The sequence below is a fragment of the Arthrobacter sp. H5 genome (genome assembly GCF_000520595.1).
Taxonomy (GTDB): Bacteria; Actinomycetota; Actinomycetes; order Actinomycetales; family Micrococcaceae; genus Arthrobacter_D.
In genome coordinates, this window is the sequence record NZ_KI915002.1 from 22,258 (window position 1) to 35,234 (window position 12,977).

Consider the following 12,977-nt stretch of genomic DNA (forward strand, 5'->3'; position numbering starts at 1 on the left):
CCAGCCCCTCGGACGTTGCCGAGCGGCTGCCGAAGGCCCTGATTCACAGGAACGTTCCCGGCGAAAAGGTTCACCGCTATCTGCAGGCGCTGGACCGGGCTTGGCTGGACGCGGCACCGCTGTCATCGTTCGGCAACCGTCAACGCTGGATGAGGATGTGTGCGGTGATAGCCGAGGACGGCTGGCCGCTTTTGGACGGGCCGTCACGCTGGAGGCTGGGCGAAGTAACTGTGGACTGGGACGCGGTTGCGCCCGGTCTCTGACCTTATGGTGCCGGCTTACCAGGGCCCGTAGGGTCCGCTGCTCTGGGTTTCGCTGACGGCCGGCTTCACGTCGGCGAGATAGACGCAGGCGGCGACAACCGCTACCAACTGCAGGATGGGGAACAATCCGCCCTGGAGGAAGATACTGAGGAGGCCCACCGCCGCGGCACCTCCCGTGATGCCCATCCAGAATCCCTTGGTCCGCTTGAACGTGGCCTCGAAGGAGGCAGGCTTGCGCTTGGCGCAGTCCGCGAGCGCCCAGATCTCTATGGCCACGGCCAGGATGCCCAGCGCCAAGAACAAGTACCGCTCGATGAACATGACAATTTCCACGCTTACCAGCCTAACCGGTTTGTCCAGCGGATGTGGAGAGTGCCTGGTCAAGATCCGCCCAGAGATCCTCGACGTTCTCAATACCGACGGAAAGCCGCACCAGCGACTCCGGGACGGTGACCGGCTCGCCCGGCTGCCGCCGTCGTCGTTCTATCAGAGACTCCACCCCGCCCAGGGAGGTGGCCGGCAGCCAGAGGCGGACGCTTTTCACGAGGGCGTCGGCCGCTTCCCTGGATTCGAGCTCGATGCTGACGATGCCGCCGAACCCCTTGAGCTGGTCCTTGGCGCGCTGGTGGCCGGGGTCCTTGTGCAGCCCCGGGTACCTTACCTTTGCGATGGCCGGGTGGCTGGCCAGCCTGGTTGCCAACTCCATGGCGTTTGACTGGCTGCGGTCCATTCTCAATGCCAGCGTCCGTAGCCCCCGGAGCGCGAGCCACACCTCGAACGGGCCGGCGATGGCGCCGTGGAGGGTGCGGTGGGTTTTGAGTTCCGCTCGCACTTCTTTGTTGGACGTGACGAGCGCACCGAGGACGACGTCGGAGTGGCCGGCCAGGTATTTGGTCACCGAATGCAGCACGATGTCCGCACCATAGTCCAGCGGCCGGCTGATGAGCGGGGTGTTGAAGGTGTTGTCAACAACGACGACGGCGCCCACAGCGTGGGCAGCCTCGGTGAGGGATTGCGTCTCGGCTACCTCAAGCATTGGGTTGGTGGGGCTTTCGATCCAGAGCATGTGGGCACCGTGGAGGTGGTCGATGACTTCTGCCGTTTCGGCGATGTCCACCTGTATGAGTTTCAGGTGCCCCTTGGCTGCCTCCGCTTCGGCAAGCGAGATGGATCCGCCGTAGGCGTTGCGGGGGATGACCAGCGTGCCGCCGGTGGGAATCAGGGACAGCGCCGCGGCGGCGGCTCCCAGGCCCGCACTGAAGACGAGTGCGGGGAGCTCCGCCCCCTCAAGCTCGGCCAGCGCCTCTTCGAACGGATCCCAGGTGGGGTTGGACATTCGGCCGTAGATTCGGTCGCCGTCCCTGGGGGACTCCGTTTCGTGGAAGGTGGAGGAGAGGATCAGCGCCGGGTTGACAGGGGAATCGTGGCCGCGGGGCGGGCGTCCAGCGGATACCGTGATGGTGTCGGGACGCAGATCCTGAGGGTGAGACGTCATTGCATCAGGTTAGTTGCCCTGTGCCCGGGGCCCCGCATCGAGTACGTGGAAATGACGTGCAGTCCGCCGAAAACCAGCTATTTCTACTGACTCGATGGCTCGTGTGCGATTCCGTTTTCGCCTGCAATACCAGCCAGTCGGCGGTCCTGGGTCCACAGCTTCGCGCCGGGCGTGAGTGCGGTGGAGACGAGCAGGTTGGCATCGACGTACCCGATACCGCGGCCGTGCAACTGATGGTTTTCTATGTAGGCGAGAACTTCGAGGTCTAAAGCCATGGTGGGATTGGTAAGCGCCTTCACAGAGGAAAGAAAATCCTCCCTGTCTTTGAGATGACCGAGGGCCAGCTCCCCGATCACCATGGGATGCGACAGTACTACGCCCCTTGTGAGAGCGTCTGCCAAGGCCTTACTTCCGTAGCGGAGATGTTCTATCCAGATACTGGTGTCGACGAGTATCAGACTCATGCGGTACGACGACGGGAGCCTGCCGAAGCGTCCGGATCCGAACCTCCCAGCCGGGCGAGACGGCGGGAATGCTCCCGCTCAATGAGAGCGGTGAGCGCCTCCCGCATCAACGCGCTGCGCTCGGGTATGCGGGTGAGCGCCTGGGCTTCCGCAATGAGTGCGTCGTCTAGGGTAATGGTGGTTCGCATGCTTCCTCCAACATCAGTATCGTCACCGTTTGATGTTCAATTATATGCCCACACCGAACGTGTGGTCGATCCGGGGGCACCTATAAACCGATCGTCTAAACCGATCGTCGTGATTGCGTAGTCAGCGCTGGTCTCCGAAAAGATGTCGCGGACTTTCTGGTATAACCGTTTCTCTGAGGCCCGGATGCTGCGGATGCGCTCAAGCAGTTCGTCAAAGTAGTCGGTCCCGGAGGAGTCCTTGACGTACGCGTCGTTCATGGCGATGCCTTGACTAGGTACTCCTAGGACTGCCCCCGCATACGAGTGGATAACCTGTGGCCCTGACGCGGCCGGTGCAACGATCATATGTTGCGCTGTCCACATCCCGCAGAAACTGTCAGCCGGAGTAGATAGGCTAAACCGGTGACCAACCAGAACCCCCGCCGAACATCCGGCCTCTTCATCGCCTTTGAGGGAGGAGACGGTGCCGGAAAATCAACGCAAGCCAAACTGCTCTCGGAGGCTTTGGAACTGCGCGGGCACAAGGTTCTGCGCACCCGCGAGCCGGGAGGCACCGTGGTGGGTGAAAAGCTGCGTTCCCTGGTGCTGGACCATGGTCAGGGTGAGATCGACGCCCGCACCGAGGCCCTCATGTTCGCCGCCGCCCGTGCCGCCCACGTACACCAGGTGATCCTGCCCGCCTTGGAGCGCGGCGACGTCGTACTCTGTGACCGGTACATCGACTCTTCGGTGGCCTACCAGGGGGTGGGCCGGGGGCTGGGCGCGGACAGTGTCCTCGACGTGAACCTCTGGGCAGTTGAGGGATTGCGCCCCGATCTGACGGTCCTCCTGGATGTGGAGCCCCATGAGGGCAGAGGCCGCCGCACCGCCGGCAACGCCGCCGAAGACCGGCTGGAATCCGAACCCGACCACTTCCACGAACAGATCCGGGACGCTTTTCTGGACCGGGCAAGCTCGGCGCCCGAGCTCTACCTGGTGCTCACAGCCGGCAAACCGATCGACGAACTGGCCCAGTACATTCTGACCGCAGCGCTGGAGCGGTTGGCATGAGTGTCTGGACGTATCTGCTGGGTCAGTCGGCGGTCGTGGAGCAACTTCGCCGCGCCGCTGCGGCAGAGCAACCCAACCACGCCTGGCTCTTCACCGGACCGCCCGGGTCCGGCAGGTCCAACGCCGCACGCGCCTTCGCGGCAGCACTGCTGTGCGACCGGGTTTCGCCCGATGAGCGCGGCTGCGGAGAGTGCAAAGCATGTACGACGGCGTTGGCGGGATCCCACGCGGATGTCACCAATGTGACCACAGAGAAGGTCACCATCAGCATCGACGAAGCGCGGGAACTTGTGCGCAAGGCACAGGACAAGCCGTCAACTGGCCGTTGGCGCGTCATCATCGTCGAGGACGCGGACCGCATGCAGGAGCGCAGCACCAACGTACTGCTCAAGGCGATCGAAGAACCCCCTCCGCGGACCGTCTGGCTGCTCTGCGCGCCGAGCCCCGGCGATGTGCTGGTGACCATCCGGTCCCGCTGCCGCTCGGTCAGCCTGCGGCTGCCGCCGGTTGAAGACGTTGCCGAGTTGCTGGTTCGCCGCGACGGCATCGATCCCGCAACGGCTGAGGCAGCGGCGCGGGCGTCGCAGAGCCACATCGGCGTAGCCAAGAGACTGGCAACGGACGACGGCGCGAGGGAGCGGCGGAACCAGATTGTCCGGCTCCCGCTGACTCTCCGGAACGTGTCCGGTGCGATGAAGGCGGCGGCAGACCTGGTGAAGCTGGCGGAGGCCGAGGCCCAGAGCTCCTTTGAGCAACGTGACTCGGAGGAGAAGGCGGCCCTGCTGGTTGCCGTGGGAGCCCCGGAATCCGGTGCGCTGCCGCCGGCTATCCGGAGCCAGGTGAAAAGGCTTGAAGACGATCAGGGGCGCCGCGCCAAACGATCCAAGAACGACTACTTTGACCGGGCTCTCACCGACCTGACCTCTTTCTACCGAGATATTCTTATGCTCCAGCTTGGTGCTGGTGGCGCTCTAGTCAACGAGCCGCTGCGGCCCGAACTGGAAGACTTTGCAGGGCACGGGAATCCCGAACAGACGCTGCTCCGGATCGAGGCCATCAACAAAGTGCGCAGCCGGATCGTTAGTACCAATGTCGCCCCGCTGCTGGCCATCGAAGCGATGACAGTCAGTCTTCTTCCCGTAAAGGAATACCCCGCGTGAGCCTTCCCGTCCCCGAGCGCCGCAGACGACGCCGTTCGCTCGCTGGCGCTGCCGCCGTCGTTATCTCCCTGCTCCTGACCGGCTGCAACGTACTGCCCGGCGACCCTGAGACCGCACCGGTCACGGCTGCTCCCGACGTGATCGGCGACGTACCTGCTGAGCTGCAGGCGTTCTACGCCCAGGAGGTCATCTGGGAAGAGTGCGAGGAAGACTTTGTCTGCGCCACGGTCACGGTCCCCTTGGATTACGGTGATCCGTCGGCGGCCTCGATCGAGATTGCTGCGATCCGCGCGGACTCGTCCGGCGAGGCGCAGGGCACCATCTTGCTCAATCCGGGCGGACCGGGCGGTTCGGGGTTCAACACCGTGCGGGACTCCGTGGATTTTGTGACGACTGACCGGCTGCGGGAAACCTACAATGTGCTGGGCTTCGATCCACGGGGAGTCAACAGATCTTCGGCAGTGGAGTGCCTCACGGACGAGGAGCGGGACGACGCACGCGAGGATTTCCTTCCGGCCGGGATTTCGGATGAAGAGGCGCTTGGCATCCTCGAAGCGGAGGCAGCCGAGTATGCGGACCTCTGCGCGGAACGCACCGGTGAGCTGCTGGGCTTCGTGGACACCGAGAGCGCCGCGAAGGACATGGACATTCTTCGGGCAATCGCCGGCGATAAGCAACTGAATTTCCTCGGATTTTCCTACGGCACTCAACTGGGCGCCACCTACGCTGAGCTGTTCCCAGAGAACGTGGGGCGCTTTGTGCTTGACGGCGCGGTTGACCCGTCCCTCAGCTCTGAAGGCATCACCCTGGGCCAGGCCAAGGCTTTCGAGAAAGCGCTGCGGGGCTACGTGGCGGACTGCCAGACCAAGAACGACTGTCCGCTGCCGGAAGGGTTGGAGGAAGGGGTCGCCGTTATCCAGGACCTGTTTGAATCGGTGGAGGAAAGCCCGATGACCGCGGATGACGGACGCCTGGTCACCGTCGCCACGTTCTTTCAGGGCTTCATTCTCCCGCTCTATGACAGTGCCAGCTGGCCTGCGCTGACCGCTGCCATTGACTTGGTGCTCCAGGGCGATCCGTCCGAAATCCTGCGGTTTGCGGACCTGAGCGCCGAGCGGGCGCCCGACGGCGAATACCTCACCAACGGCACGGCCGCGTTCATAGCCATCAACTGCCTGGACTACCCGATGGAAACCGATCCTGAAGCGATGGCCGAGGACGCGGCGGAACTCGCGGAGGCGTCACCGACGTTTGGCAAATACCTCAGCTACGGCGGCGTCACCTGCGACGCGTGGGAGCATGAGCCGGTGCTCGAGCCGGCACCGGTAAGTGCGCCCGGGGCCGCTCCCCTGCTGGTCATTGGCACCACGGGCGATCCAGCCACGCCCTACGAGTGGTCGCTGGCGCTGGCGGATCAGCTGGAGTCCGCCGTGCACGTGACCTGGGAAGGCGAGGGTCACACCGCCTACGGTCGTTCCGGTGAGTGCATCGAAAACATCGTCGACTCCTACTTCATCGACGGGACCGTTCCCGCGGACGGGGTGCGCTGCTAAGGGTGCCCGCTGGCCTTTCTCCCTGCAGCCCCCGGCCGCTTTGACCTGCGCGCTGACGCTCTTATACAGTTGATCCTTGTGGATTGAGCCTAGCCAAGCGCCGGCCTCCTGAAGCCAGCCTCCTTAGCTCAGTCGGTAGAGCGTCTCACTCGTAATGAGAAGGTCGCCAGTTCGACTCTGGCAGGAGGCTCCACAGAAAAGGCCCCCACTTCCTTGTAAACAAAGGGAAGTGGGGCCCTCTTCGTTACTTGAGCTTCGAGTGATTGACAGATACAGATTCTCGTGCATTCTCCTGTTTTCCTGGCCGACCTCCAGCTCTTCGTCACTTTTTCGTCACCTCTTCTCCGCCCATACATCCGCATGGTTGCGGGCATCGAGTGACCGCCACACTACTGCCTAAGCTGGCCATATGGTCTGGGCGTGGAATTCATCGGCGCAGGACATTCCTCAAAGCCGGCACGAAGAGGGATCCGTTCGTGAACGAAGCGAAGGATGCGAGAAGATAGCGCTATGGTCTCTTCGTCTTTTGCAACGCTGCTCGACAAGCTTTACTTCACGGCGCCCAGTGAGAAGGAGAAGGGCAGCCGGTTTGAACGGTTGATGAAGTCTTACCTGCAGACGGAGCCTAAGTACGCCGATGCCTACAGCGACGTGTGGCTGTGGGAGGAATGGCCAGGCCGTGCGGGCAAGGTGGACACCGGTATCGACCTGGTTGCCCGGGAAAAGGAAACGGGCGCGTTGGTTGGCGTGCAGTGCAAGTTCTACGATCCCGCGACCACGCTGCAGAAGCAGCACATCGACTCCTTCTTCACCGCCGTGGGCAAGGCCGACTTCACCTACGGCATGATCGTCACCACCACGGACAAATGGAGCAAGCACGCCGAGGACGCGCTCCGCGGTCAAAGCAAGGCGATCAACCGGCTCCGCTTCGGCGAACTCGAACAGTCCACCATCGACTGGAACACCTTCGACCTGGATCAGCCAGAGGAGATGGAGCGCAAGGACAAGAAGCGGCCCCGCCCGCACCAGCGCACTGCTATCGAGAAGGTTCGCGAAGGATTCCAGACAATGGACCGCGGGAAGCTGATCATGGCCTGCGGCACCGGCAAAACCTACACATCTCTGCGCATCGTTGAAGACCTGGTCCCGGTCGGCGGCTCGGTGCTCTTCCTAGTCCCGTCAATTTCCCTGCTGCAGCAAACCCTGAGCGAGTGGACCGCCGAAGCTGAGATGCCGTTGCGCCCGCTGGCCGTCTGCTCCGACACCAAAGTAGGTGCCAAGCACGAGGACATGAGCCTCCACGACCTTGCCTTCCCGGCCTCCACCGACCCGCAAAAACTGTACGCTCGCTCGCAGATCAGCACCGGGCAGGACGCAGTGACGGTGGTGTTCTCCACTTACCAGTCCATCGACGTCGTCGCTCAGGCGCAGGCCCTCGGCCTGCCGGAGTTCGATCTCATTGTGTGCGACGAAGCCCACCGCACCACCGGCCTCACGCAGGGTGATGAGGATGACTCCGCGTTTGTCCGCGTCCATGACCAAGACTTCCTCAAAGCCGCGAAGCGGCTCTACATGACTGCCACGCCGCGGATTTACGTTCAGGAGTCCAAGACCAAGGCAGCAGAAAATGACGTCAAGGTCTTCTCCATGGACGATGAAGTCACTTACGGCCCCGAGTTCCACCACCTCGGCTTTGGAGAAGCCGTGGAGAAGGACCTGCTGGCCGACTACAAAGTCCTGGTGCTCGCGGTAAACGAGGAGTCCGTCAACAAGACCTTCCAGCAGCTCCTCACCGATGAGGATAACGAGCTGAGCCTCGATGATGTGGCCAAGATTGTTGGCTGCTGGAACGGCCTCGCTAAGCGCGGCGTGGACCAGCACCGGCTGGAAGTATCCGGCACCCCGATGCGCCGCGCCGTGGCGTTCGCGCAGAACATCAAGGAGTCCAAGAAAATTGCGGGCATGTTCGCTGATGTCACCGAACAGCTCGCCCGTGAGCAGGAAGGATCGCTGCGCTGCGAGGGCGAACATGTGGACGGCACGTTCAACGTCCTGGATCGCAGTGCCAAGCTCGACTGGCTGAAGGCGGATACCACTGGCGACGGCGGTGTCTGCCGTGTCCTCTCTAATGCCCGCTGCCTCTCCGAAGGGGTCGACGTCCCGGCTCTGGACGCCGTCCTGTTCCTGAATCCGCGCAACTCCCAAGTGGACGTGGTGCAGTCCGTTGGCCGGGTGATGCGCAAGGCTCCGGGCAAGGAGTATGGCTACATCATCCTGCCCATCGCGGTTCCGGCGGACGTCCCGCCGGAGGAGGCGCTGAAGGATAATCGGAAGTACAAGGTGGTGTGGGACGTCCTGCAGGCGCTCCGAGCGCATGATGACCGCTTCAACGCCATGGTGAACAAGCTGGAGCTGAACAAGGCCAAGGATGACAAGCTGCAGATCATCGGCGTGGGAGCGGACACAGGGGACGACGACGGCGCGGGCCAGGAACGCACGGACCTCCAGTCCGGTGAGCAACTGCGTATGAACTTCCCCAACCTGGAGGACTGGCGCAACGCCATTTACGCCAAGATTGTCCAGAAAGTCGGCGACCGCCGCTACTGGGAGGACTGGGCCCGTGATGTCAAGGACATCGCCGAGCGTCACACCCTGCGCATCCGCGGCATCCTCGATGACCCGGAGTCCGGTGTGCAGGAGGCTTTCGAGAACTTCCTTGAGGGCCTGCGCGGCAACCTCAATGATGGCATTGGCCGGGATGACGCCATTGACATGCTCTCCCAGCACCTCATCACCAAGCCGGTGTTCGACGCACTCTTCGAGGACTACTCCTTCGCTGCGCAGAACCCGGTCTCCCGTGTGATGGAAACCATGCTCGAACAGCTCCGGGATAGGTCCCTCGAAACCGAAACTGCGTCCCTGGAGAAGTTCTACGCCTCGGTCAGGCTGCGCGCCGAAGGCATTGATAACGCCGAGGGCAAGCAGAAGATCATCACCGATCTCTATGAGAAGTTTTTCAAATATGCGTTCCCCCGCGCCGCAGAATCTCTGGGCATCGTTTACACGCCCGTGGAGATTGTGGACTTCATCATCCGAAGCGTGGACGACGTGTTGCGCGCCGAGTTCGGAGCGTCACTCAGCGACAAAGGCGTCCACGTCCTGGACCCCTTCACCGGCACCGGCACCTTCATTGTGAGGTTGCTGCAGTCCGGGCTCATCAAACCGGAGGACCTGCTCTACAAGTACACCAACGAGCTGCACGCCAACGAGATCCTGCTGCTCGCCTACTACATTGCCGCCATCAACATTGAGGCCACTTTCCACGGCACCATGAAGGAGCACGACGACGGCGCCGGTTACGTCCCGTTCGAAGGCATAGTCCTCACGGACACCTTCCAGATGTTCGAGCACGGCGACACCATGGACGAGGTGATCTTTCCGCAGAACAACGAAAGGGTAGCCCACCAGAAGGCGCTCGATATCCGGGTGATTATCGGGAATCCGCCGTACTCCGTTGGCCAAGGCAGCGGTAATGACAACAACGCAAACCTCAAGTACCCCACACTGGACGATTCGATTCGCGACACCTATGTCAAGGGTTCTGCGGGCAAGAGTCACCGGGCGCTCTACGATTCCTACATCCGAGCGATTCGCTGGGCGTCGAACCGGGTCGAAGGATCCGAACACGGAGGAGTTGTCTGTTACGTCAGCAACGGCGGGTACATCGACTCCAACAACTTCGATGGACTGCGGAAATCAATCGCCGAGGAGTTTCACAGCGTCTACATCTATAATCTGCGGGGAAACCAGCGCACTGCAGGCGAGCTGTCCCGCAAGGAGGGCGGCAAGGTCTTCGGATCAGGCAGCCGTAACACGGTGGCGATCATGCTCCTAGTCAAGAAGCCCGGTGGCAGCGCCGGAGCAACGATTCGCTACCGGGACATCGGTGACTACCTCACCCGCAAGAAAAAGCTCGCCATCGTCGACAGCGATTCGATTGGCTCAATCGAGTGGCAACCCGTCACAGCAAACACTGATGGCGACTGGATCAATCACCGCAACAATGATTTCCAAGAGTTCGATCCTCTCACGGGTGCCTCTGGGCGACCCGATCTACTTGAATGGTCGTCCAAGGGTCTGACGACGAACCGCGATGCCTGGGTGTACAACTCATCTGCGCCGGAGGTGCTCAACTCAGTTCAACGCTTGATCGCGTCTTTTAATGAAGGGCTGGCGCGGGGAGTTTCCCTCGATGAGGTTACATCCGACCCAAAGCTTATCAACTGGTCCCGTCGTCTTCAGGGCCGATTCAAACAGCGTCGTCCACTGGGAATGGACGGGCAAATTCGTGTGAGCATGTATCGTCCCTTCCAGAAGCAGGCAGTTTACTTCGACGCTGCGTTGAACGAGGATCGGCGGCAACTTCCACGAATTTTTCCGACGCCAGAAACCGAGAACTACGGCTTCTACGTGGTGGGCACCGGGTCAGATAAGCCATTCTCCGTCTTAGCCGCTGATCTCATTCCGGATTTATCCTTCTGGGGCTCAAGCAGCGGTCAATTTTTCGCCCGTTACACCTACGTACCCCGCACGGAAGAAGGCGGTGACCTGCTGAGCCAGCTGGCGCCATCGTTGCGCTCTGATTCTCCTTACGAGCGCATCGACAACATTACGGACTGGGCGCTGGCCGACTACCGAAAGACATACGGCAATCTCGTATCGAAGGACGACATTTTCTACTACGTGTACGGCGTTCTGCACTCGCCGGATTACCGCACCGAGTTCGCAGCTGACCTGAAGAAGATGCTGCCGCGTATCCCCAAAGTGAAAGGCACAGCCGACTTCACAGCATTCGTGACGGCCGGCCGGGAGCTTGCTGCGCTGCACATCGGTTACGAGGAAGTGGAGCCGTACCCGCTGGAGGAGACCATAGTGAGCGACACCGTCGTCGATCCTTACCGGGTGCGAAAGATGACTTTCGGCAAGGGCAAGGACCGCAGCCGGATCATCTACAACCAACACATCACTCTCTCCGGCATCCCGGAGGAAGCCTATGAGTACATGCTCGGATCGCGGTCCGCAGTGGAGTGGATCATGGAGCGTTACCAGATGAAGACGGACAAGGCATCCGGCATTGTGAATGACCCCAATGACTGGGCCGACGAAGTCGGCGACCCGCGGTACATCATTGATCTGATCAAGCGGATTGTCACGGTCAGCTTGGAGACGACGAGGACAGTGAAGGCGCTGCCTCCTCTGTCAATTGGAGAGAAGTGATGCCGCCGAAGCCGACGGAATCTGAAATTGAAGCGGCGCGTACTCCCCGGGGTGGGTGGACGAAGCAAAAGCTTGAGGAATGGGGCGTACCGTGGCCACCGGCGAAGGGGTGGAAAAGCCGCCTCATCGCTGCAAATGCCGGTGATGAAGAAATCACTGCTGAGGAATAGGACTAGCTGAGACGCGACGCTTTCGACACGCACTACTATCACTAGTGCTTATTTCATCAACCTATGCTGGCTTTCTTCTATGCTTCTTGCATGGCACTCAAGGGACAAACTGGAACCAGCATGAGCGTTGTGCGTCTGAAGCCAACCGCAAAAAAGACCAAACGTCAGGAAAAGGACGAGCGCCGTAAGGAACAGCGAGATCTGGCATCTAGACATATGCCGGACGAGAACGGATTTGTGCCGCGCAACCTGCGTGGTGCCGTCATTGGTCCAAACGGCAAACCTGTGGCCGCTGCTCCTCAGGCCTCGACACGGCGGAAGTAGTGCCCAGGAACTGACGGACTGGCACCTTCAGTCGCTTGTTGTCTACTTCGAGAGGTATCGGTAGAGGGTCGCCATCGAGACGCCGACGGCGTCAGCGATTTCCCTCGCGCTCATGTTCCCCGCCGAGTGCAACTCTTTTGCCCTTGCAATCTTCTTGCTATCCAATAGCTTCGGGCGGCCGCCCTTGCGGCCACGAGCACGCGCTGCCTCGAGTCCGACATTGGTACGCTCGCGGATAAGGCCTCGCTCGTACTCTGCCAAAGCCCCAAAAATGTGAAGCATCAGCTTGCCATGATTGCTGGTGGTGTCGATGGCTTGGTTATCGAGAGCCTTAAATTTCACCCCGCGCTCATCGAGAGCGTTAACTAGTTCGATCAGGTTGCCAAGGGACCGCCCCAGGCGGTCCAGCTTAGCCACGACAAGTGTGTCCCCCTGTCGCAGTGAGTCGAGGCACATAGTTAGCCCTGGGCGTTCTGCCTTCGCTCCGCTCACACCCTGATCTTTGAAGAGGTGCCGGGTGTCATCTTTGACTCCCGCTACAAGCAACGCGTCCCGCTGCCCGTCCGTGTTCTGATCTGCGGTGCTGACTCTCATGTATCCGACTGTTGCCATATGCGGTGCATCCATTCTCATTTACTCAACTACGAGACAGTATATGAGAAATAGAATATGAGATGAGTTACGAAAGGTCAAGCTTCTGCGCTAGCAGAAGAAGCTGCGGTCGAGGCGAGGCCTTTCATCCTCCTCTCAATGAACGATCGTTTTCCGAGACGACAGGGCTTTCTATTGTGCTCCGGCGCGCGGAGCGGCGGGGAGTGCAGTGAAGTGTTCTGGACCTGGCTTAGGGTTTCGACATGAGCGCCCAAGATGATCGCCTCGACGAGGAGCCGGAAGACCTGAACGACGATGTGGCTGAAGTCGACGACGGCACATTGAAGGAGCCTGGTTCGTCGGCGGATTACGTGTCACCCAACGAGATGATGAAGCAGCGCAGCTACAACCCAGCTGCGAAGTTGTTTGCGGATTTCAATCC

11 protein-coding genes, 1 tRNA gene and 1 pseudogene are annotated in these 12,977 nt (G+C 61.1%); 7 read left to right on the forward strand and 6 right to left on the reverse strand.

Features of this window, described 5'->3' with window-relative positions; translation table 11 throughout:
- A pseudogene (locus tag Y708_RS29885) lies at positions 1–263 on the forward strand (class I SAM-dependent methyltransferase); the annotation flags it as partial.
- A 15-nt stretch (positions 264–278) separates the two neighbouring features.
- Here Y708_RS29885 and Y708_RS0114055 read toward each other — a convergent pair.
- The 5 genes from Y708_RS0114055 to rhuM all read right to left on the reverse strand — a co-directional run bounded on the left by Y708_RS0114055 (position 279) and on the right by rhuM (position 2,755).
- Positions 279–596 carry a DUF2516 family protein gene (locus Y708_RS0114055; protein ID WP_028280421.1) on the reverse strand — a complete coding sequence of 106 codons (318 nt, stop codon included), beginning with the start codon at positions 594–596 and terminating at the stop codon, positions 279–281.
- Between the two features lie 10 nt (positions 597–606).
- Positions 607–1,758, reverse strand: a complete 1,152-nt coding sequence (locus Y708_RS0114060) for a trans-sulfuration enzyme family protein (RefSeq protein ID WP_028280422.1) — start codon at positions 1,756–1,758, stop codon at positions 607–609.
- A gap of 83 nt (positions 1,759–1,841) precedes the next feature.
- Positions 1,842–2,222 (reverse strand): type II toxin-antitoxin system VapC family toxin, encoded by a 381-nt coding sequence (locus Y708_RS0114065; protein WP_216699800.1) that lies wholly within the window; start codon positions 2,220–2,222, stop codon positions 1,842–1,844.
- Positions 2,219–2,410 (reverse strand): type II toxin-antitoxin system VapB family antitoxin, encoded by a 192-nt coding sequence (locus tag Y708_RS0114070; protein WP_028280424.1) that lies wholly within the window; start codon positions 2,408–2,410, stop codon positions 2,219–2,221. The genes Y708_RS0114065 and Y708_RS0114070 overlap by 4 nt, the downstream gene beginning before the upstream one ends.
- 36 nt (positions 2,411–2,446) lie before the next feature.
- Positions 2,447–2,755: a RhuM family protein gene (rhuM, locus tag Y708_RS0114075; RefSeq protein WP_253905823.1), complete on the reverse strand. Its 309-nt coding sequence runs from the start codon at positions 2,753–2,755 to the stop codon at positions 2,447–2,449.
- A 57-nt stretch (positions 2,756–2,812) separates the two neighbouring features.
- Here rhuM and tmk point away from each other — a divergent pair, with 57 nt between their 5' ends.
- The 6 genes from tmk (at position 2,813) to Y708_RS29280 (ending at position 11,944) form a co-directional block, all read left to right on the forward strand.
- Positions 2,813–3,460, forward strand: a complete 648-nt coding sequence (gene tmk, locus Y708_RS0114080) for a dTMP kinase (protein ID WP_028280426.1) — start codon at positions 2,813–2,815, stop codon at positions 3,458–3,460.
- Complete coding sequence (locus Y708_RS0114085) at positions 3,457–4,620, forward strand: DNA polymerase III subunit delta' (protein WP_028280427.1); 1,164 nt, start codon at positions 3,457–3,459, stop codon at positions 4,618–4,620. The genes tmk and Y708_RS0114085 overlap by 4 nt, the downstream gene beginning before the upstream one ends.
- A complete protein-coding gene (locus Y708_RS0114090; RefSeq protein ID WP_035776418.1) occupies positions 4,617–6,173 on the forward strand; it encodes an alpha/beta fold hydrolase in 1,557 nt (518 codons plus the stop codon). The genes Y708_RS0114085 and Y708_RS0114090 overlap by 4 nt, the downstream gene beginning before the upstream one ends.
- A 117-nt stretch (positions 6,174–6,290) precedes the next feature.
- Positions 6,291–6,366: transfer RNA gene (locus Y708_RS0114095), tRNA-Thr, on the forward strand.
- A 317-nt stretch (positions 6,367–6,683) separates the two neighbouring features.
- Positions 6,684–11,450 (forward strand): DEAD/DEAH box helicase, encoded by a 4,767-nt coding sequence (locus Y708_RS0114100; RefSeq protein ID WP_051479009.1) that lies wholly within the window; start codon positions 6,684–6,686, stop codon positions 11,448–11,450.
- A gap of 290 nt (positions 11,451–11,740) precedes the next feature.
- A complete protein-coding gene (locus Y708_RS29280) occupies positions 11,741–11,944 on the forward strand; it encodes a hypothetical protein (RefSeq protein ID WP_155853880.1) in 204 nt (67 codons plus the stop codon).
- Positions 11,945–11,986: 42 nt separating this feature from the next.
- Here the strand turns inward: Y708_RS29280 and Y708_RS0114115 are convergent, their stop codons facing one another.
- Positions 11,987–12,556 carry a recombinase family protein gene (locus tag Y708_RS0114115; protein WP_035776421.1) on the reverse strand — a complete coding sequence of 190 codons (570 nt, stop codon included), beginning with the start codon at positions 12,554–12,556 and terminating at the stop codon, positions 11,987–11,989.
- Positions 12,557–12,977: the final 421 nt, after the last annotated feature.